The organism is Companilactobacillus pabuli (assembly GCF_014058425.1).
Lineage (GTDB): Bacteria > Bacillota > Bacilli > Lactobacillales > Lactobacillaceae > Companilactobacillus > Companilactobacillus pabuli.
Genome location: NZ_CP049366.1, coordinates 1,691,530 through 1,710,668, shown reverse-complemented (window position 1 = coordinate 1,710,668; position 19,139 = coordinate 1,691,530). Strand labels below are relative to the sequence as shown.

At 36.5% G+C, this 19,139-nt stretch carries 28 protein-coding genes; 26 read left to right on the top strand and 2 right to left on the bottom strand.

Annotation, left to right across the window (positions count from 1 at the left end; genetic code table 11):
* The first annotated feature begins 2 nt into the window (after positions 1 to 2).
* The 24 genes from rplE to G6534_RS08230 all read left to right on the top strand — a co-directional run bounded on the left by rplE (position 3) and on the right by G6534_RS08230 (position 13,740).
* Positions 3 to 545, top strand: coding sequence for a 50S ribosomal protein L5 (gene rplE / locus G6534_RS08345; RefSeq protein ID WP_059073685.1), 543 nt, complete (start codon positions 3 to 5; stop codon positions 543 to 545).
* Between the two features lie 15 nt (positions 546 to 560).
* Positions 561 to 746, top strand: a complete 186-nt coding sequence (locus G6534_RS08340) for a type Z 30S ribosomal protein S14 (RefSeq protein ID WP_010018530.1) — start codon at positions 561 to 563, stop codon at positions 744 to 746.
* Positions 747 to 776: 30 nt separating this feature from the next.
* On the top strand, positions 777 to 1,175 hold the full coding sequence (gene rpsH / locus G6534_RS08335) for a 30S ribosomal protein S8 (protein ID WP_010018531.1): 399 nt from the start codon (positions 777 to 779) through the stop codon (positions 1,173 to 1,175).
* A gap of 30 nt (positions 1,176 to 1,205) precedes the next feature.
* Positions 1,206 to 1,736, top strand: a complete 531-nt coding sequence (gene rplF, locus G6534_RS08330; RefSeq protein WP_059073686.1) for a 50S ribosomal protein L6 — start codon at positions 1,206 to 1,208, stop codon at positions 1,734 to 1,736.
* A gap of 16 nt (positions 1,737 to 1,752) precedes the next feature.
* Positions 1,753 to 2,118: a 50S ribosomal protein L18 gene (rplR, locus tag G6534_RS08325; protein ID WP_029606445.1), complete on the top strand. Its 366-nt coding sequence runs from the start codon at positions 1,753 to 1,755 to the stop codon at positions 2,116 to 2,118.
* Between the two features lie 18 nt (positions 2,119 to 2,136).
* Positions 2,137 to 2,637 (top strand): 30S ribosomal protein S5, encoded by a 501-nt coding sequence (gene rpsE / locus G6534_RS08320; RefSeq protein ID WP_059073687.1) that lies wholly within the window; start codon positions 2,137 to 2,139, stop codon positions 2,635 to 2,637.
* Positions 2,638 to 2,654: 17 nt separating this feature from the next.
* Positions 2,655 to 2,840: a 50S ribosomal protein L30 gene (gene rpmD, locus G6534_RS08315; protein ID WP_010018537.1), complete on the top strand. Its 186-nt coding sequence runs from the start codon at positions 2,655 to 2,657 to the stop codon at positions 2,838 to 2,840.
* 30 nt (positions 2,841 to 2,870) lie between these two features.
* Entirely contained in the window at positions 2,871 to 3,311 is a 441-nt protein-coding gene (rplO, locus tag G6534_RS08310; RefSeq protein ID WP_010018539.1) for a 50S ribosomal protein L15, read from the top strand.
* Positions 3,311 to 4,606 (top strand): preprotein translocase subunit SecY, encoded by a 1,296-nt coding sequence (gene secY, locus G6534_RS08305; RefSeq protein WP_059073688.1) that lies wholly within the window; start codon positions 3,311 to 3,313, stop codon positions 4,604 to 4,606. Before rplO ends, secY begins: the two co-directional genes overlap by 1 nt.
* Positions 4,607 to 4,620: 14 nt before the next feature.
* Positions 4,621 to 5,274: an adenylate kinase gene (locus tag G6534_RS08300; RefSeq protein ID WP_057814562.1), complete on the top strand. Its 654-nt coding sequence runs from the start codon at positions 4,621 to 4,623 to the stop codon at positions 5,272 to 5,274.
* 95 nt (positions 5,275 to 5,369) lie between these two features.
* Positions 5,370 to 5,588: a translation initiation factor IF-1 gene (gene infA, locus G6534_RS08295; RefSeq protein ID WP_010018544.1), complete on the top strand. Its 219-nt coding sequence runs from the start codon at positions 5,370 to 5,372 to the stop codon at positions 5,586 to 5,588.
* Positions 5,589 to 5,620: 32 nt separating this feature from the next.
* Positions 5,621 to 5,737, top strand: a complete 117-nt coding sequence (gene rpmJ, locus G6534_RS08290) for a 50S ribosomal protein L36 (RefSeq protein ID WP_010018546.1) — start codon at positions 5,621 to 5,623, stop codon at positions 5,735 to 5,737.
* Between the two features lie 23 nt (positions 5,738 to 5,760).
* On the top strand, positions 5,761 to 6,126 hold the full coding sequence (gene rpsM, locus G6534_RS08285) for a 30S ribosomal protein S13 (protein WP_059073689.1): 366 nt from the start codon (positions 5,761 to 5,763) through the stop codon (positions 6,124 to 6,126).
* 21 nt (positions 6,127 to 6,147) lie between these two features.
* Positions 6,148 to 6,534 carry a 30S ribosomal protein S11 gene (rpsK, locus tag G6534_RS08280; protein ID WP_057814566.1) on the top strand — a complete coding sequence of 129 codons (387 nt, stop codon included), beginning with the start codon at positions 6,148 to 6,150 and terminating at the stop codon, positions 6,532 to 6,534.
* A gap of 63 nt (positions 6,535 to 6,597) precedes the next feature.
* On the top strand, positions 6,598 to 7,536 hold the full coding sequence (locus G6534_RS08275) for a DNA-directed RNA polymerase subunit alpha (RefSeq protein ID WP_010018550.1): 939 nt from the start codon (positions 6,598 to 6,600) through the stop codon (positions 7,534 to 7,536).
* Positions 7,537 to 7,566: 30 nt separating this feature from the next.
* Positions 7,567 to 7,947: a 50S ribosomal protein L17 gene (rplQ, locus tag G6534_RS08270; RefSeq protein WP_010018551.1), complete on the top strand. Its 381-nt coding sequence runs from the start codon at positions 7,567 to 7,569 to the stop codon at positions 7,945 to 7,947.
* A 188-nt stretch (positions 7,948 to 8,135) separates the two neighbouring features.
* Positions 8,136 to 8,969: an energy-coupling factor ABC transporter ATP-binding protein gene (locus G6534_RS08265; protein WP_059073691.1), complete on the top strand. Its 834-nt coding sequence runs from the start codon at positions 8,136 to 8,138 to the stop codon at positions 8,967 to 8,969.
* Positions 8,945 to 9,796: an energy-coupling factor transporter ATPase gene (locus G6534_RS08260; protein WP_059073692.1), complete on the top strand. Its 852-nt coding sequence runs from the start codon at positions 8,945 to 8,947 to the stop codon at positions 9,794 to 9,796. Before G6534_RS08265 ends, G6534_RS08260 begins: the two co-directional genes overlap by 25 nt.
* Positions 9,797 to 10,594 carry an energy-coupling factor transporter transmembrane component T family protein gene (locus tag G6534_RS08255; protein WP_059073693.1) on the top strand — a complete coding sequence of 266 codons (798 nt, stop codon included), beginning with the start codon at positions 9,797 to 9,799 and terminating at the stop codon, positions 10,592 to 10,594.
* 3 nt (positions 10,595 to 10,597) lie between these two features.
* Positions 10,598 to 11,344: a tRNA pseudouridine(38-40) synthase TruA gene (truA, locus tag G6534_RS08250; protein ID WP_182082586.1), complete on the top strand. Its 747-nt coding sequence runs from the start codon at positions 10,598 to 10,600 to the stop codon at positions 11,342 to 11,344.
* Positions 11,345 to 11,470: 126 nt separating this feature from the next.
* Positions 11,471 to 11,914, top strand: coding sequence for a 50S ribosomal protein L13 (rplM, locus tag G6534_RS08245; protein WP_057814576.1), 444 nt, complete (start codon positions 11,471 to 11,473; stop codon positions 11,912 to 11,914).
* A 13-nt stretch (positions 11,915 to 11,927) separates the two neighbouring features.
* On the top strand, positions 11,928 to 12,320 hold the full coding sequence (rpsI, locus tag G6534_RS08240) for a 30S ribosomal protein S9 (RefSeq protein ID WP_010018559.1): 393 nt from the start codon (positions 11,928 to 11,930) through the stop codon (positions 12,318 to 12,320).
* Positions 12,321 to 12,652: 332 nt separating this feature from the next.
* Complete coding sequence (locus G6534_RS08235) at positions 12,653 to 13,156, top strand: GNAT family N-acetyltransferase (protein WP_182082585.1); 504 nt, start codon at positions 12,653 to 12,655, stop codon at positions 13,154 to 13,156.
* 122 nt (positions 13,157 to 13,278) lie between these two features.
* Positions 13,279 to 13,740: a hypothetical protein gene (locus tag G6534_RS08230; protein ID WP_059073696.1), complete on the top strand. Its 462-nt coding sequence runs from the start codon at positions 13,279 to 13,281 to the stop codon at positions 13,738 to 13,740.
* 74 nt (positions 13,741 to 13,814) lie between these two features.
* Here the strand turns inward: G6534_RS08230 and G6534_RS08225 are convergent, their stop codons facing one another.
* Together G6534_RS08225 and G6534_RS08220 are read right to left on the bottom strand one after the other, a co-directional pair.
* Complete coding sequence (locus G6534_RS08225; protein WP_059073697.1) at positions 13,815 to 16,310, bottom strand: MucBP domain-containing protein; 2,496 nt, start codon at positions 16,308 to 16,310, stop codon at positions 13,815 to 13,817.
* A 227-nt stretch (positions 16,311 to 16,537) separates the two neighbouring features.
* Complete coding sequence (locus G6534_RS08220; RefSeq protein ID WP_059073698.1) at positions 16,538 to 17,641, bottom strand: YdcF family protein; 1,104 nt, start codon at positions 17,639 to 17,641, stop codon at positions 16,538 to 16,540.
* A 108-nt stretch (positions 17,642 to 17,749) separates the two neighbouring features.
* Between G6534_RS08220 and G6534_RS08215 the strand changes: the two genes are divergently transcribed.
* Positions 17,750 to 18,571, top strand: coding sequence for a Cof-type HAD-IIB family hydrolase (locus G6534_RS08215; protein ID WP_059073699.1), 822 nt, complete (start codon positions 17,750 to 17,752; stop codon positions 18,569 to 18,571).
* 9 nt (positions 18,572 to 18,580) lie between these two features.
* Positions 18,581 to 19,084 (top strand): macro domain-containing protein, encoded by a 504-nt coding sequence (locus tag G6534_RS08210; RefSeq protein ID WP_369833213.1) that lies wholly within the window; start codon positions 18,581 to 18,583, stop codon positions 19,082 to 19,084.
* Positions 19,085 to 19,139 lie beyond the last annotated feature (55 nt).

Here is a 19,139-nt window from a genome sequence, read left to right as displayed (position 1 = left end):
AAATGGCTAACGCATTAAAAGAACAATATGTTAGTGAAATCACACCATCAATGATGAAGAAGTTCAACTATTCATCTGTTATGGAAACACCTAAGATCGAAAAGATTGTTTTGAACATGGGTGTTGGTGATGCCATTGCTAACTCAAAGAATCTTGACGAAGCTGTTGAAGAACTAAGCTTGATTGCTGGTCAAAAGCCTTTGATCACAAAAGCTAAGAAATCAATCGCTGGTTTCAGACTTCGTGAAGGTATGTCAATCGGTGCTAAAGTTACTCTACGTGGTGACCGCATGTATGACTTCCTTGACAAATTAATCAATATTGCTTTACCACGTGTTCGTGACTTCCGTGGTGTATCAACACGTTCATTCGATGGTCGTGGTAACTATACACTAGGTATCAAAGAACAATTGGTTTTCCCAGAAATTGACTACGATAAGGTTAACAAGATTCGTGGATTGGACATTGTTATTGTTACAACAGCTAACACAGATGAAGAATCACGTGAACTATTAACTCAAATCGGTATGCCATTCAAAAAATAATAGGAGGTAAATTCATTGGCTAAGAAATCACAAATCGTACGTAATCATAGACCCGCAAAGTTCTCATCACAAGCTTATACACGTTGCGAACGCTGTGGACGTCCACATTCTGTATATCGTAAGTTCAAGCTTTGCCGACTTTGCCTTCGTCAATTGGCTCATGAAGGTCAAATCCCTGGTATGAAAAAAGCTAGCTGGTAAAATTTTTAATTTAAAAAGGAGGCAAATCAAATGGTCATGACAGATCCTATTGCAGATTACTTAACACGTATTCGTAATGCAAACATGGTTAAACATGAATCTCTAGAAATTCCTGCTTCAAACATCAAGAAGAGTATGACAGAGATTCTTAAGAATGAAGGATTTATCAAGGATTACGAAGTTGTTGAAGACAACAAACAAAACGTACTTCGTATTTTCTTGAAATATGGTAAAGATCAACAACGCGTTATCTCAGGCTTGAAACGTATCTCAAGACCAGGTCTACGTAGTTATGTTGATTCAGATAACGTGCCAAAGGTTCTTAACGGATTAGGTATCGCTATTCTTTCAACTTCAAAAGGTGTTATTACTGACAAAGAAGCCCGCGCTCAACACGTTGGTGGAGAAGTAATCGCTTATATTTGGTAATATACTTAAAAAGTAAGGAGGTGCACTAATTTGAGTCGTATCGGTTTAAAAGTAATTGAAATACCAGCAGGTGTTACAGTTACTCAAAAAGATGAAAACATTACTGTTAAAGGCCCTAAGGGTGAATTAACAAGACATTTTGATCCAAAAATCAAGTTAACTCTTGATGATAAGGAAGCTAAGTTCTCACGTGAAAGCGAAAATGATAAAGCTCTTCATGGAACAATGCGTGCTAACTTAAACAACATGATTATTGGTGTTACAGAAGGTTATGAAAAGAAGCTTGAACTAAGAGGTGTTGGTTACCGTGCACAAGTTAAGAACAATCAACTAACACTTACAGTTGGTTATTCACATCCTGTTGTTATGGACACACCAGAAGGTATCAAAGTTGAATCACCTTCAAATACAGAAATCAACGTTTCAGGTATTAGTAAGCAAAAGGTTGGTCAATTTGCTGCTGAAATCCGCGATGTACGTTCTCCAGAACCTTATAAAGGTAAAGGTATTCGTTATGTTGGCGAATATGTACGTCGTAAAGAAGGTAAAACTGGTAAATAGTAAATAAATCCATGAGGTGAAAATTGTGATAACAAAACCAGACAAAAACAAAGCACGTCAAAGACGTCAAAGACGCATTCGTGCCAAAATCTCTGGTACTGCTGAGCGCCCACGCTTAAACGTATTCCGTTCGAATAAAAACATTTACGCTCAATTAATTGATGACGTAAAGGGTGTAACGCTAGCAAGTGCCTCAACTCTTGATAAAGAAGTTAAAGACGGTTCAAAAGTTGAACAAGCTCAAGCTGTTGGTGCATTAATTGCACAAAGAGCACAAGAAGCAAAAATCAGTGACGTAGTATTTGATCGTGGCGGTTACCTATACCATGGTCGTGTACAAAGTCTTGCTGAAGCAGCTCGTGAAAATGGGCTAAAATTCTAGAAGGAGGAAACCAAATTTATGACATATATCGATCCATCTCAATTAGAATTAGAAGATCGCGTTGTCTCAATCAACCGTGTTACTAAGGTTGTTAAAGGTGGACGCCGTCTACGTTTTGCTGCTATCGTAATCGTTGGTGACAAGAATGGTCACGTAGGTTTCGGTACTGGTAAAGCTCAAGAAGTTCCAGAAGCTATTCGTAAAGCTGTTGAAGATGCTAAGAAGAACCTAATCAGTGTTCCTATGGTTGGCTCAACAATTCCTCATGAAGTTATCGGTAACTTCGGTGCTGGTAGAATCTTGTTGAAACCTGCTGAAGAAGGTTCTGGTATTGCTGCTGGTGGTGCTGTTCGTGCCGTTATCGAATTATCAGGTGTTGGTGATGTTACAAGTAAGTCACTAGGTAGAAATACACCTATCAACGTAATTCGTGCAACAATCGATGGACTAAAACAACTTAAGACTGCCGAAAGCGTATCTGAAATGCGCGGTATCTCAGCCCAAGAATTGCTTAACTAGAAGAAAGGTGCGTAATGATGGCTAAACTTAAAATTACTCTAATTAGAAGTGCAGCTCACCGCCTTCCTGCTCAACGTACAATTGTTAAAGAACTAGGACTCGCAAGAGTTTCAAGTTCAGTTGTTAAGCCGGATGATCCTGCAATTCGTGGTGCTGTACGAAAAATCGCTCACTTAGTAAGCGTTGAAGAAGTTAAAGATTAATAAATTTACAAGAGATTAGGAGGTGCAATAATGGAACTAAACGAACTTAAGCCAAGTGCAGGCTCAAGACATGCTAGAAAGCGTCTAGGTCGTGGTACTTCAAGTGGTACAGGTAAAACTGCTGGTCGTGGTCAAAAAGGTCAATTAGCTAGATCAGGTGGTAAGACACGTGTAGGTTTTGAAGGTGGACAAATGCCATACTTCCGTCGTATGCCTAAACGTGGATTCAATAACATCAACCGTAAGGAATATGCTATTGTAAACCTAAGTGATTTAAGTAAGTTTAATGATGGTGCTGAAGTAAATGCTGAAACATTGAAGGCAGCAGGAATCATTAAAAAACAATATAATGGTGTTAAGTTGCTTGCTAACGGTGAGGTTAGTGCTAAGTTAACTGTTAAAGTTGCTAAGAGTTCAGCCGCAGCTACTAAAGCAATCGAAGCCGCTGGTGGCACTGTAGAGGTGATCTAATGCTTAGAACTATCAGAGATGCTCTAAAGGTTAAAGAAATCCGTAAAAAGATTCTCTTTACCTTGATGTTACTTGTTATATATCGTTTGGGATCACAAATCACAGTGCCTGGTGTTAATGCTGCGGCAATGGATAAAGTTGGTTCTACAGGGTTAGTTCCACTATTGGATACTGTAACCGGTGGTGGTCTTTCAAACTACTCTATTTTCTCAATGGGTGTTTCACCATTCATCACGGCTCAAATCGTTGTTCAACTTTTACAAATGGATATCATTCCAAAATTTGTTGAGTGGAGCAAACAAGGTGAGGTAGGTCGTAGAAAGTTAAATCAAGTAACGAGATATTTGACGATTGTTTTAGGTTTTGTTCAGTCAATCGGTATTACTGCCGGTTTTAACCAATTAAGTGGGTTAGGATTAGTTAAATCACCTAACATGAAAGCTTTCATTACAATTGGGATCATCTTAACTGGTGGTACAATGCTTCTTACTTGGATTGGTGAACAGATTACCGATAAAGGTTTAGGTAATGGAGTGTCAGTAATTATCTTCGCTGGTATTATTGCTAGATTCCCTAATGGAATTCAACAAATTTACCGTGATTATATTACTAATTCTAGCTCAGCTGATCTTGCTAAAAATATTGGATTCTTGGTTGGTCTTGTGATCATCATCTTGATTGTTGTACAGTTTGTTACTTATGTTCAACAAGCAAGTAGAAGAATTCCAATTCAATATACAAGACGTGCTGCAGGTAGTGGTAGTGAAAGTTTTCTACCATTGAAGGTTAACGTTGCTGGTGTTATTCCTGTTATCTTCGCTAGTTCATTTATTGTTACACCACAAACTATTTTGATGGCGTTCCAAGCAAATCACAGTGGAGATCAATGGTATCAAGTATTAACAGAAATATTCAGTATGCAGACTACAACAGGTTCGATAATTTATACATTGTTGATTGTATTATTTACATTCTTCTATGCATTTGTTCAAGTAAATCCTGAGAAGCTTGCAGAAAACCTACAAAAACAAGGGGCTTATATCCCTGGTGTTTGGCCTGGTAATGAAACAATTAAATTCATGTCAGGTGTATTAATGAGACTATCAACTGTCGGAGCTGCGTTCCTAGGTTTGGTTTCATTACTTCCATTACTAGCTGCTAACTTATTCAATTTACCTCAATCCATCGGATTAGGTGGTACGAGTTTATTGATTATCGTTGGTGTTGCTTTGGAAATGGATCGTCAATTACGTGGTCTTTTGATGAAGCGTGAATACGTTGGATTTATTAGATAATTGGAGATGTGACAATGAATATTGTATTGATGGGATTACCTGGTGCTGGTAAAGGTACTCAAGCTGAAAAGATTGTTGAAGATTTTAAAGTTGTTCATATTTCAACTGGTGACATGTTTAGAGCAGCCATGGCTAATAAGACAGAAATTGGTCTAAAGGCTAAAGGGTTCATCGACAAAGGTGAACTTGTTCCAGATGATGTTACCGAAGGTATCGTTCAAGAACGTTTATCTGAAGAAGATGTTCAAAAAGACGGATATATGTTAGATGGATTTCCGAGAACTCTTGAACAGGCTAACGCTTTACAGACAATTGCAAAGAATGTAAACAAACCAATAGATGCTGTCATCTATATTGATGTAAAGCCTGAAACATTAGTTGATCGCTTATCTGGAAGATATATTTGTTCTAATTGTGGAGCAACTTATCATAAAGTATACAATCCTACTAAGGTTGAAGGAACATGTGACGTTTGTGGCGGACATGATTTCTATCAACGTGAGGATGACAAACCAGAAACAGTTAAGAATAGATTGAAAGTTAATATTGAAATGAATACACCATTAATTGATTTTTATGACAAGCTAAACTTGTTGTACAAGATCAATGGTGAACAAGAAATAGATGAAGTTTATAACGAAGTTAAGAAAGTTTTACAAAACTTGTAAGACTTTTTGCTTTGAATGTTTACATGTACGGAAAATTATTGTATAATTCGCCAGTATATGCAGAATAATTTCATCCCGTATGGAGGTTAATATCTTTGGCAAAAGAAGATGTCATTGAAGTAGAAGGTACAATTTCAGAAACATTGCCTAATGCGATGTTTAAGGTAAAGCTTGAAAATGGAGCTACAGTTCTAGCCCATGTGTCAGGTAAAATCCGTATGCACTATATCAGAATTTTACCCGGTGACAAGGTTACCGTGGAATTATCCCCTTATGATTTAACCAAGGGAAGAATTACATATAGATATAGATAATAAGTTTTTTAATGGAATGGAGGTTCCACAATATGAAAGTAAGACCATCCGTTAAACCTATGTGCGAACACTGTAAAGTAATCAAGAGACGCGGTCGCGTCATGGTGATTTGCTCTGCAGATCCAAAGCACAAACAAAGACAAGGATAATTTAATAGGAGGTGCATTGATTAATGGCTCGTATAGCAGGTGTAGATTTACCTCGTGATAAGAGAATCGTTATTGCCCTAACATACATTTTTGGTATCGGTAATACAACAGCTCAAAAAGTGCTTGAAAATGCCGGCGTGTCAGAAGACATCCGTACTAGAGATTTAACTCCTGATCAAGAAGATAAGATTCGTGCAGAAGTTGATAAGGTACGTGTTGAAGGTGACTTACGTCGTGAAGTAAGCATGAATATCAAGAGACTACAAGAAATTGGCTCATATCGTGGTATGAGACATCGTCGTGGTTTGCCAGTAAGAGGACAAAACACAAAGAACAACGCAAGAACTCGTAAGGGTAAGAAGACTACCATTGCAGGTAAGAAGAAGTAATAATAAGATAGGAGGTTAATCATGGCACAAAATAAAGGTCGTAAACGCCGTACTAAAAAGCATATTGAATCTGGCGTGGCACATATCCACTCAACATTCAATAACACACTTGTTATGATCACTGATGTTAACGGTAATGCCGTTTCATGGTCATCAGCTGGTGCATTAGGATTCAAGGGTAGTCGTAAATCAACACCATTTGCTGCACAAATGGCTGGAGAAGCTGCTGCTAAGGAATCAATGGAACATGGTATGAAAACAGTTGAAGTAGCTGTTAAGGGACCAGGCTCTGGTCGTGAAGCTGCAATCCGTTCACTACAAGCTACTGGTTTGGAAATTACTGCTATTCGTGATGTTACACCAGTTCCTCACAATGGTTCTCGTCCTCCAAAGCGTCGTCGTGTATAGAATGGTTGTATACCCATATGAACTACGCTACACACATTTCGTTTTGAAAGGGGAACTAACCGAATGATCGAATTTGAAAAGCCAGCTATTACTTCTGTTGAAGAAAGCAGTAGTTATGGTAAATATATTATTGAACCGCTTGAAAGAGGTTATGGTACAACTTTAGGTAATTCATTACGTAGAGTATTGTTAGCATCACTCCCTGGTACAGCGGTATCTGATATTCAAATAGATGGTGTATTGCATGAATTCTCAGCTATTGATGGCGTAATTGAAGACGTTACACAAATCGTGCTTAACGTGAAGAAATTAAAGCTTAAATCTTATGCTGAAGACAGCCTAAAAGCTGAAGTTGACATTGTTGGCCCAGCTACTGTTACAGCTAAAGATATCAAAGCTGACGATGACTTGGAAATCCTCGATCCAGAACAATTTATTTGTACTGTTGCTGAGGGTGGACACTTCCACATGCAAATGACAATTAAAAATGGTCGTGGATATACTCCTGCAGAACAAAATAAGACGGACGAAACACCTATTGGTGTTCTTCCAGTTGACTCTATTTTTACACCTGTAGAAAAAGTTAACTATCAAGTTGAAAACACTCGTGTGGGTAAGAGAAACGACTTCGACAAATTAACAATCGATATCTGGACAAATGGTTCAATTGGACCACGCGAAGCTATTAGTTTATCAGCTAAGATTCTTACAGAACATCTAAACAGTTTTGTAAACCTTACTGAAGAAGCTAAGAGTGCTGACATGATGATTGAAAAAGAGGAAACTCAAAAAGAGAAGAAACTTGAAATGACTATTGAAGAACTTGACTTGTCAGTTCGTTCATATAATTGTTTGAAGCGTGCCGGTATTAATACTGTGCAAGAGCTTACTGAAAAATCCGAAGCAGATATGATGCGTGTCCGTAATCTTGGACGCAAGTCACTTGTTGAGGTTAAAGAAAAGCTTGCTGATCTTGGATTGTCATTGAAGCAAGAAGACTAATACTATCAAATTCAAACAGGAGGTATAGACATGGGCTACCGTAAATTAGGACGTAACAGTTCACAAAGAAAAGCTATGTTACGCGATTTAACTACTGATTTAATCATTAATGAACACATTGTTACTACTGAAACACGTGCTAAAGAAATCAGTCGTACAACAGAAAAAATGATAACCTTAGGTAAACGCGGTGATTTGCATGCTCGTCGTCAAGCTGCTGCTTATGTTAGAAACGAAGTTGCTAACATTACAGAAGATGATGATGCAGTTATTGTACAATCAGCTCTTCAAAAACTTTTCAGTGATATTGCACCTCGTTACAAAGAACGTAATGGTGGATACACACGTATCTTGAAGACAACTCCACGTCGTGGAGATGCTGCACCAATGGTTGTTATTGAATTAGTTTAATAATAATTGTTTATTAATATTTAAAAAATCAGTCATTCTGATAAATTAGTGAGTGTTAAGATGATGGTCGCGAGACTAAGTCTATCTCTGAGATCTCTTTAAAAGGGGACACTAATTTGTCGAATGATTTTTTTTTACATAAATTTTGGTATTATAAATGTATGTCACACGGTTAGGGAGATAACGCTGTGGAAAAAATCATATCAATAAAGAATTTAACTTATACTTATCCTGATTCAAAAACACCAGCTATCAATGATTTGTCATTAGATATTTATAAAAACGAATGGCTTTCGATTGTTGGGAAAAATGGGAGTGGTAAGTCAACTTTGACCAAATTGATTGATGGCTTGATTGAGGCGGATTCTGGAACTATTGCTATTGATGGGGAAATCATTAACGAAGAGAACATTTGGGACGCTAGAACTAAAATTGGAATTATTTTCCAAAATCCTGATCATCAATTCGTTGGAGCAACAGTGGAAGATGATGTAGCCTTTGGACTTGAGAACCAAGGTATGCCTCGAGAACAAATGGTTAAAGAAATCGATCGAGCATTGGATTTAGTTAAGATGTCAGGCTTCAAAACACGTGATCCTCAGTCATTGTCTGGTGGTCAAAAACAGCGTGTTGCTATTGCTGGGGTGTTGGCGACTAAACCACAGATTGTCATAATGGATGAGTCTACTAGTATGCTGGATCCTGACGGTAGAAAGACGGTTCTTGATTTGGTTCAAAAACTACGTCAGGAACAAGATTTAACAATTATTTCTATTACACACGATATTGAAGAGACAGAATTGTCGCAAAGAATTGTAGTCATTAATGATGGGAAAATTGTTCAAGAAGGAACACCGGCATCTATTTACGATATTGGACCTAATTTGACTAAATTTGGACTTGAGGAGCCATTTTCAAGTCAGTTAGTCCAAACACTAAGGGATAGTGTAAAATTGCCTGAAGGGTATCTGAGTGAAGAGGAGTTGAAGGAACAACTATGGAAATTACATTCGAACATGTGACCCATTCTTATAACGTGGGTAGTCCGACAGCAAGTCTTGGCTTAGATGATGTTTCTATGACAATCAAGGATAAGAAATTTACGGCTATCGTTGGGCAAACTGGTAGTGGTAAATCAACTTTGGTTCGTCATATTAATGCTTTGCTCAAACCAACGTCAGGAACGATTTTGGTTGGAGACCGCAAGATAACTTCAGAAACTAACAACAAGAATCTGAAGTCATTGCGTAAAAATATTGGTATGGTTTTTCAATTTCCTGAGAGTCAATTATTTGAAGATACGGTTCAAAAAGATATTATGTTTGGACCAATGAATTTTGGAGCTAGTGAAGAGGATGCTAAAGAAGCTGCTAAAAAGATGATCAAATTAGTTGGACTTGATGAATCATATTTGCAGAAGTCACCTTTTGATTTATCTGGTGGTCAAATGCGTCGTGTGGCGATTGCTGGAGTGTTAGCTAGTGATCCTGAAACAATTATTTTGGATGAACCAACAGCCGGATTGGATCCTGTAGGTCGTGCGGAGATTATGGGCTTATTTAAGGATTTGCAATTAAAAGGTAAGACAATTATCCTGATTACGCATAATATGGATGACGTGGCTAATTTCGCTGATGAGATGGCAGTTATTCACAGTGGAAAACTAATTGCGACTGGTTTACCAAAGAACGTTTTTAATCAACAAGATTTATTAAAAGAGGATCTGTTGTCGCTACCTAAGAGTGCTGAATTTGCCAAGGAATTGAGCAGTCAGGGCTTTCACTTCGATAAATTGCCAATTACAATTGAAGCCTTAGGAAAAGAAATCAAACAACAGTTAGGTGATTAAATGGATAAGATAATTTTGGGAAGGTATTTACCTGGGGATTCACTGTTGTACCATCTAGATCCGCGAGGTAAATTCCTATTAACGTTTTATTTTGTGGGGATAGTCTTTTTGGCTAATAACGTTGCATCTTATGCCTTTTTATTAGCATTTGTGGTTTTTGCTGTCTATTTGTCGAAAATCAATTTTGGCTTTTTTATCAAAGGATTAAAGCCAGTCTTTTGGTTGATTTTGTTCACGGTCGCATTGCAATTGCTGTTCACGCCTAGTAGTCATCCAATGTGGCACTGGGGGATATTTACATTCTCCAAAGAGGGATTAGTAATTGCCGGTTATATCTTCATGCGGTTTGTGTTGATTATTTTTATTTCAACTTTATTGACGTTGACGACTACGCCTATCGAAATTTCCGATTCAATCGAGAGCATTCTCAAGCCATTGAAAAAAGTTAATTTTCCAGTGACCCAAGTAGCTTTAATGTTGTCGATTGCATTAAGATTCGTGCCGTTATTAGTTGATGAAACGACCAAGATCATGGATGCTCAACGTGCTCGTGGGGTCGATTTTGGTGAAGGTGGTTTGATCAAACGGATTAAGTCATTTGTACCGATTTTGATTCCATTGTTCGTCAGTAGTTTTTCAATTGCTTACGATTTGGCAATTGCCATGGAGTCTCGTGGTTATAAGGATGGAGAAGGTCGAAGCAAGTATCGAGTTTTGAAGTGGGAAAAGCGTGATACTTTGACGATTTTGTTCATGCTAGGTTTAACGATTATTTTATTATTATTACGGAGTTATTAATTTATGACGAGATATAAATTGACGATAGCCTACGATGGAACTAAATTCCATGGCTTTCAACGTCAAAATGATTTACGGACAGTTCAAGGAGTTTTGGAAAAAGCTCTGACTAAAATGACTAAGGGACAACACATTGACGTCATGGGCTCTGGTAGAACGGATGCTGGAGTCCACGCTTTTGGCCAAGTGATCCATTTTGATTATCCAGGACAGATGCCAGCGTTGAACATGTTAAAAGCTGTTAACTCTTTGATGCCACTGGATGTTTTGGTTAAGGATTCAGAAATAGTCGATGAGAATTTCCACGCTCGTTACGGAGTTAAGAAAAAGACGTATCAATATCGCGTTGACTGTGGATATTATACAGATCCTTTCAAGCGGTTTTACACAGGCCACTATCCTTATAAGGTCTCTGTGGATAAAATCCAAACTGCACTCAAGGATTTGGAGGGTGAGCATGACTTTACGAGTTTCGCTGCTTCAGGTGGTGTGATTGAAAATAAAGTTAGGACTATCTATTCGGCGACATGCGTGTATAATAAGAACAATGACGAATTAGTTTTCGAATTTACAGGCAATGGCTTCCTATATAATATGGTTAGAATCTTAGTTGCTACTCTGTTAGAGATTGGTAATGGGCGCAGGGATGTACACGATTTCTTGAGGTTGTTTGAAGTAAAAGACCGCCAAGAAGCACGAGGAACAGCACCTGCTAGTGGGCTATATTTAAAAGAAGTTTTTTACGATTAATCTGTGGATAATTATTGACTTACAATGAAAATCACAGTATTATTGTAACTGGTATTGTTTGCCCCACGATAAGCCCCGGAAACTTATTGAGTTGTCAAACAGACGTAGAAACTGGAGGAAATTAAAGTGCGTACAACACCATTAGCAAAAGCAAGTGAAGTTGAACGTAAATGGTATGTAATCGACGGTGAAGATGTTGTCTTAGGTAGACTTTCATCTGTTGTTGCTTCTATTCTTAGAGGTAAGAACAAACCAACTTACACACCTAACGTTGATACAGGTGATAATGTTATTGTCATCAATGCAGATAAAGTTAGATTAACAGGTAAGAAAGCTAAGAATAAGATTTATTATTCTCACTCAGATCACCCAGGTGGGTTGAAGAGTATTAGTGCCGGTGAAAAGAGAGATACAAAGCCAGAACTCTTTGTTGAAGACTCAATTCGCGGTATGTTACCTAAGAACACTCTTGGTCGTCAAGAAATCAAGAAGTTGCATGTTTATGCAGGTTCAGAACACAACCACCAAGCACAAAATCCAGAAATGTTGGATATCAACAAACTAATTTAAGGAGGAAAAGAATTTGGCACAAGTATCATACGCCGGAACAGGTCGTCGCAAGGACTCAGTTGCTCGTGTACGCCTAGTACCCGGAAACGGAAAGATTACTATCAACAAACGTGATGTCAAAGATTACATTCCTTTTGACAATTTGATTGCTGATATGAAACAACCTCTAGATGTCACTGAAACAGCAGACAGCTATGACGTTATTGCTAACGTTAACGGTGGAGGCTTCTCAGGACAAGCTGGAGCAATTAGACATGGTATCGCAAGAGCCCTACTTGATGTTGATCCTGATTTCAGACCATCACTTAAGTCAGCAGGCTTCTTAACACGTGACCCTCGTATGAAGGAACGTAAGAAACCAGGTCTTAAGAAAGCCCGTAAGGCTTCACAATTCTCAAAACGTTAATATTTATTATTTCCAGTTTTGGTTCAAAAACATCTCTCAATGCGAGGGATGTTTTTTTGTTATAATTAAGAAAAAATTGGAGGATACCGATGTTCTGGCTATTACTAGTACTGATTATTATTGTCAATCTATATTTGTATTTTCATTACAGCAAGCGTAGTAAACAAAAAAATTCAATCAATTCTTGATACTCCAGAGATTGTCAGTGAAATCAAAGAGATAGTCCGCAATCACAACGATTCAAAAATAGTGTTAAAATTGATGCGCGATAAGTACTTCTTGAACACCAAAGAAGCCATTTTAGTCTTAAAGAGGATAAAAGAGGAGAAAAAATGATAGATTTGACAAAGTTATCCACAAGTTATCAAGTAAGAAGACTTAAACCTCAAGATGCTGATCACGTTTTGAAGTTAGCCTTGAGCAATGACAGTTATTATAATTTCTGTCCACCACGTCCTAATCGTCATACCATTTTGGAGGATATTAAAGTCGTTCCTACCAATAAGACAATGGATGATAAGTATTATGTTGGTTTTTATGAGGAAGACAAACTAGTCGCTGTTTTAGATTTGATCAGCGGTTATCCTGATGAAAAAACTGCTTGGATCGGTTTCTTTATGGTCGATGCTGCTGTTCAAGGTAAGGGAATTGGATCTAAGATATTTGTCGGAATTGAGAAGGAATTAACGAAGCAAGGTTTATCGAAAGTAGAATTAGCTTTTGCTAAAGGAAATGCCAAGAGTGAGAAATTCCTTTTGAAGAATGGTTATCAAAAAACGGGGCAAGAACTCAATGTACCTGGCTATACAGTGGTAGTTGTGGAAAAGTCGTTATAAACTTTTAAAATCTTTGTAAACAAGACTTAATATTAAGAAAGTATAAAATCCAAACGTTAAGTAGTAGTTGAAGTTATAATATTAATTGTCATTATGTATACAAAGAATTTAAGAGGTCTAAAATGTCATATAAAGTAAGTTTTGAAAATATAGAAACTACGGGTCTGGAGGATTCCCCAGTTGCCAAAAATTTAGCCAAATTACGAGCTAATGAGGCTCGCTTCTTTTGGAATAAATATCAACATGAATTAGTTACTATGCCGGCTGATGAGGTACCAGAGATTTTGAATCGAATTGAAGCAATTTTAAAGGAACGAGATTTAGATTTACCTTACAAAGCTTTAGAGGTCAGTGACTTTGCTGCCAACAATGTTCGCTGGTCACAAGTTTATTACGATAATGGACTAGAAGTTAGCGTTATTTATAGTTTAGATAAAAATGGTCGTCATTCAGTCAGTTTTAAATTAGCACATGGAATTGACGTACCAGCTGAATTGAATAGGAAGTTTAAATTCGTCCATCAAAGATCACAAGCGGCGGATAAAATTAGAAGTGCATATTTTATTTTGCAGCGTAATTATTAATAAAAAAAAGATATCACTAGGACGGCAACAAGATTGCTGCATTCTAGTGATATCTTTTTTACGTTAAGAGATTTTTATTTAGTCTGTACCACATTTAAAGTATCGGCTGGAATCCATTCATCAGTAGCGACACGATACATCTTAATTCCGTTAATTTTGGCATAACTATCAGTTCTCCAACTAGTTTTAGTTGGTAAACTTTTATCTAGATCTGGACCTTGTGAATCGTAAAGTTCAGCGGGTTTTGTAAGGTTAACATCCGTTTTGTCATTAATCGGAATATATGGAACACCGCTATCGACTGAAACAAATTCATTGGTGGCTACTTGATAAAAGTCGTTACCGTCGATTGAAACGATTCTATTGAATTTCCAACCGGTATTTGGTCCCAATTCTCTGGATAATAATTGGCCATCGCTATTGATTAGACTGGCTACTTCATTGTAGATTCTGACGTAACCTAATTTATCAGTTTCTACGATATCAAAATCATCAGCACAAACCCATTTGTTACCAATTTGGTAATATTCTTGACCGTTGATCATCGCAGTGGCTGAAATCGTAATTTCACTACCATTTACTACAAGGTCTTTACCAGTTTCAGCACCAGTTAAGTCATGCAATGAAACTGTACCGATGACTTTTGGAATAATAGTAATTGGCGTAGCTAATGTATTTACTGTTGTAGGATTTACTTCATCATTACTTGCACTAACAGGTACCGGATTTTCCTTATAGCTTAATTTGATAACTTGTGGTGCTTGTTCATATTTACCTTGCAAACTAGTAGTTGGGCTCAATAAGGTATAACCGTTTAGACTAGCTTCTTTAGTTAAATCAAAACTATCACCAATCAAATTGCCATTGACTGTTTTAGTTAGAGGAACACCATTTGACATGATTGGATTGCCATTTTGATCAACATATTCGATAGTGACATTGGGATGATCTTGCCAAATTATCGGTTGATCATGCATAACATTTCCAAAAAATGGATTACCTTCCTTTGGCTCGATAGAACCTAAACTACTATTACCATAAACCAGCATTTTTGAATCGCCATCAGGATGTTGGATTTCATAATATTCATTGCCCAAGTATTTCAAATCAGTAGTATCATTCTTGTCATTAACAGTAAAATTATATAGAGTACCGTTATTTCGATAAACATTTTTAGGATTATCAAATAAGTTACCAGAGTTGTCATAAAAAGGATCAGCTTTAAATATGAGTGGTTGATCAATAACGCCATAAATAGTTTTAGGATTATAATTCCAACTATTTGTCCAAGCAATTAAATAACCATTATTAAAGAGACCTTGGAAAAGCTTCATATTTTTTAATGATGAAAAGTCACTAACAGTAGAATTATAAAAATATACGTCCCCTGTCATACCTAAGTCAGCATATTTAGTTAGCCATGGGGCGATTTCCTTTACATCATCATTAGTAAAACCGTTAAAGGCTTCGTCGCCATTAAATGAGAATTTATTAGTTATATCTAGATTTAATGTTGAGTCATTCATGTATGATGGCAAAATAGTAAGATCGGGTATTTGACTAACATTGATTTCTTTTCTAGATGGATCACTATAATTACCGTCTAAAGTTAAACTAGAAAATTTTAGGCCGTCTAGTGGGACCAAACTTGGATTAGCTTTTTCATCTGAAGCTAATGTCACTGACAAATCAACAGCATCACTGCTAGGCAACAAATTTAAATATTGCATGCCGTCTAAACTTTCAATGGCTTGAGGTAGTTCTACTTGATTAGGTAGATCTCCTGAAATAGTAAGTATTGAATTTGATTTGTAATTTTTAATGTCACCGACAGTAATATTATCGCTTGTTTTTATTCCTAAACTAGTTTTGACTAAGGCGGCTAAATTGGAATCACTAAAATTTACTACGGTATCATCAGTTAAATTATTTGGTAAAGCATATGATTGAGTATCATTAGTAATATTGGTTTGACTAACTATCGTAGTTGAAGGCATGGCAATATTAGGTTGACCATCTTGGGCAAGGCCATTATAAATATAAGTTTCATTGCTAGGTGGGGTATTTTCTACCGTATATGAATATAAAGGAGTTGTGGGATATGTTACTCTAATTGGATTTTCACTAGAATCCGTTTGTGTAGAAGTATCCGTATTAGATGTTGAAGCCATACTCGTTGAATCAGATGAGTTGCTGTTATCGGTGATTGATGGATTTGGTTCATTGTTATTGGTAGAAGTTGTTGTTGGATTTGTATTCGCGTCTGTATTATCGTCGGTATTTGTGACCGGAGCGGTAGCTGTATTACTAGAATCATTATTGATAGTTGTGGCAGATTGATTATTAGTTACAGGTTCATTTTCTTTCGAAGTCTTTTGATTAGTAGCTGTCGCCAATTGACTATTAGTTGTACTGGATGTTGTTTCATTTTTTGAGACATTGGTTACTGTAGCAGATTGATTCACTGGATTGGTTGTATCCGCTTTAACAGTTTGTCCAGATAGAACCGTTAATATCATTGCTGAAAAAATTGTTGCTCCTAAATAAATACTTTTTTTATTTGTTAACATATATCATTACTCTTTTCTTAATTCCCTTATTTCTCATAAATAATGTTAGAAAGTATTCAGGAATCTTTCCAATAAAAGGGTAGCAATGTATATTAATAAATTAATAGGATGTTAAAGACGTTTACTGCCTCTTGCATTCTTAAATTAATACTTATACTAAATGTAAATATGAAAGCAATATAAAAAGACATTAAAGTTAATGTCTTTTTGTTTGAAAGAAATTCATATTATTTAGTAGCAATATCTGTGTAAATAGTAATTCCGACCATCAACAAGGTGAAGAGTACGATTAGTCCAATTATGATGAAATGACGTTTCTTGTTCATCAAGAAAATAGCTGCAAATTCTCGAATTAAAGCATTGGGCAAAAAATAAAATCGAGTTGGTGCACCGATTCCATTAGCGGCCAAGTGTGCCATTTTAGCATAAATTCCAGCCCGAAAAATGTGATAATTATTGCTGAAAAATTTGATATAAGCTTTTTCACTACCGAAATCCTTTTGGATTAATGCTTTAGAATACTGCATATTTTGCAAAGTATTACGTGATTTATCTTCTAAAAGAACTAAATTTTTGTCCCAGCCTTGAGCGATTGCAAATTTCGCCATTGCTTGAGCCTCAGATAATTTTTCATCCGGCCCTTGTCCGCCAGAAAAGACTATCTTTGGTGCGGGACGTCCTTTTTTAACTTGCTTTTGAGCAAATTTGATAGCGGCTTTGATGCGATTGCCTAGTAAGGTCGAAACTTGGTCACCGTTGATCAATCCAGCTCCAAGGACGATTAAGTAATTGGCTTTGTAACGTCTAGGTAGAAATTGATACAGTAAGACGTTTACCAAGAAATTGTATGAGCAAATTACTAAATAAGTACCGATGACCGGCAATCCAGCTATAAAAGTGTTGAACCAATCAGGCAAGAATTTCGAATGTCCCGCCATGAAAGAATTAGCGAACCATAAGACAATTAAAAATATCGCTAATAATAGTGTCAACATATTGGACAAAGTGTGGCTTTCTCTTTTCCAAACGATAAAGGCATTCCACAAGAGAAGCAGCCACATCATAGCTAAGGTAATCACGATGATACCCACGATAATCAGGAAAAGTATTCCCATTGTGGTGATAAATATTAAATTGGCGGTGCTAAAAATCAAAACTGCTAATTCAGCTAAAAAACTAATAAAAAAGATGGTAAAAGTAATTCCATTTACTAATCGACGTGGTTCGTAAAGCCATAATCCCAAGAAAATACCAAAAAGAATTAACGTGATAATCCCCCAATAAACTGATATCCTCTGGAGTTCATTCATATATGAAACGAGTCCGTTCATAATCATCCTCCTATAATCATTCTAATTTTAGCATATTGGATAATTTCTGAAACGTTATTAGCAACGCTGTATTGTTCATGTCATAATGGAAATAGAGGAGGGTTTTAGATGGGTGAAATTAAACTGATTTTAAGCGATATTGACGGGACAATTTTAAATGATGAAAATGTGATTGATACAGGTTTAAAAACTGCTATTAAAAAATTACGTCAAAAAGATGTTCCTTTTGTTTTGGCTTCAGCTAGATCTCCTGAAGGGATGAAACAGATTGCTTCAGACTTGGATGTTTTAGACAATCCAATTGCTTGTTACAACGGTGCTCTAGTTGTTAAAGATTTGCAGAATAAGAACTATACCACTATTTTGAGCCATGAATTAAATGTTACCGAAGTAGAACAGATGCTTACAATTCTTGATCAAAAATTCCCAAAAGTTTCTATTAATTTATATTCCGGATCTGACTGGTACGTTAATAATTTGGATAAATGGGTCCAAATTGAAGCTGATATTACCAAAATGAATCCAACAGTGAAAAACTTAGATAATTTAATTTCTACACATACTGTACCGATTCATAAATTGTTGTTAATTGGTGAAGCAGCACAAATTCAACAAACCTTAAATTATTTTAAACAATTGAATTTCTCAAATAGTTCATTTTACTTATCAAAACCAAATTATTTAGAGATCACTAATAGTAATGTTTCCAAGGAAAAAGCGTTACGTGAACTAGCGAAGACTTATCAATTAGATTTGGAAAATACGATGACTTTGGGCGATAATTTCAATGACGTACCAATGCTGAAGATTGCTGGGTTAGGTGTTGCAATGCAAAATGCTCCAGTTGAAGTTCAAAAATGTGCTAATGTGGTAACAGAGACTAATAATCAAAACGGAGTCTCAAAGGCTATTGAAAAATACGCTCTCTAGGGGGTTAGTATGATGGAAAAGATTTCAGTTATTAAAGGTGATATTGCTTATTTACCATTTCATGTGGATGCCATTGTCAATGCGGCCAATTCAGCTTTAGTACCAGGTGGCGGAGTTGATGGAGCTATTAATAAAAAAGCAGGTCCAGATCTTGGTCGAGCGATGTTGAAATTTGGTGGTACGCCAACAGGAACTGCTGTTTATACGCCAGCATTTGATTTAAACGCTGATTATGTCATTCACGCTGTTGGGCCTAGATATCAAGATGGCGAGCATGGTGAAGAAGAATTATTAAGTGATGCTTATCAATCAATTATGAAACTAGCTCAAAAACTAGAAGTCAATTCTTTGGCAATTCCATTTTTGAGTACCGGTGTTTATGGTTATCCGTTGGAAGATGCCATTAAAATCGCTGTCGAAACAGTGAAAGAATTCAACTTGAAAGCACGGATTTACTTTGTGGCTTTCGATGAATCAACTGAAGAAATTGCTAAGAAATGTTTAGATAAGTAAAAATTTTAATAGAATTAATTTGTTTATAAACTCGAAAAAAATACCCAGCAATCAA

Coding starts and splice junctions, on each gene's coding strand:
- G6534_RS08220 (WP_059073698.1), bottom strand. CDS start 17,641: ATGAACGGACTCGTTTCATATATGAATGAACTCCAGAGGATATCAGTT.
- G6534_RS08255 (WP_059073693.1), top strand. CDS start 9,797: ATGGATAAGATAATTTTGGGAAGGTATTTACCTGGGGATTCACTGTTG.
- rplQ (WP_010018551.1), top strand. CDS start 7,567: ATGGGCTACCGTAAATTAGGACGTAACAGTTCACAAAGAAAAGCTATG.
- rpsK (WP_057814566.1), top strand. CDS start 6,148: ATGGCACAAAATAAAGGTCGTAAACGCCGTACTAAAAAGCATATTGAA.
- rplO (WP_010018539.1), top strand. CDS start 2,871: ATGGAACTAAACGAACTTAAGCCAAGTGCAGGCTCAAGACATGCTAGA.
- rpmD (WP_010018537.1), top strand. CDS start 2,655: ATGGCTAAACTTAAAATTACTCTAATTAGAAGTGCAGCTCACCGCCTT.
- rpsH (WP_010018531.1), top strand. CDS start 777: ATGGTCATGACAGATCCTATTGCAGATTACTTAACACGTATTCGTAAT.
- G6534_RS08210 (WP_369833213.1), top strand. CDS start 18,581: ATGATGGAAAAGATTTCAGTTATTAAAGGTGATATTGCTTATTTACCA.
- G6534_RS08275 (WP_010018550.1), top strand. CDS start 6,598: ATGATCGAATTTGAAAAGCCAGCTATTACTTCTGTTGAAGAAAGCAGT.
- rpsM (WP_059073689.1), top strand. CDS start 5,761: ATGGCTCGTATAGCAGGTGTAGATTTACCTCGTGATAAGAGAATCGTT.
- G6534_RS08260 (WP_059073692.1), top strand. CDS start 8,945: ATGGAAATTACATTCGAACATGTGACCCATTCTTATAACGTGGGTAGT.
- rpmJ (WP_010018546.1), top strand. CDS start 5,621: ATGAAAGTAAGACCATCCGTTAAACCTATGTGCGAACACTGTAAAGTA.
- truA (WP_182082586.1), top strand. CDS start 10,598: ATGACGAGATATAAATTGACGATAGCCTACGATGGAACTAAATTCCAT.
- G6534_RS08230 (WP_059073696.1), top strand. CDS start 13,279: ATGTCATATAAAGTAAGTTTTGAAAATATAGAAACTACGGGTCTGGAG.
- rpsE (WP_059073687.1), top strand. CDS start 2,137: ATGACATATATCGATCCATCTCAATTAGAATTAGAAGATCGCGTTGTC.
- G6534_RS08215 (WP_059073699.1), top strand. CDS start 17,750: ATGGGTGAAATTAAACTGATTTTAAGCGATATTGACGGGACAATTTTA.
- secY (WP_059073688.1), top strand. CDS start 3,311: ATGCTTAGAACTATCAGAGATGCTCTAAAGGTTAAAGAAATCCGTAAA.
- G6534_RS08235 (WP_182082585.1), top strand. CDS start 12,653: ATGATAGATTTGACAAAGTTATCCACAAGTTATCAAGTAAGAAGACTT.
- G6534_RS08225 (WP_059073697.1), bottom strand. CDS start 16,310: ATGTTAACAAATAAAAAAAGTATTTATTTAGGAGCAACAATTTTTTCA.
- G6534_RS08300 (WP_057814562.1), top strand. CDS start 4,621: ATGAATATTGTATTGATGGGATTACCTGGTGCTGGTAAAGGTACTCAA.
- rplE (WP_059073685.1), top strand. CDS start 3: ATGGCTAACGCATTAAAAGAACAATATGTTAGTGAAATCACACCATCA.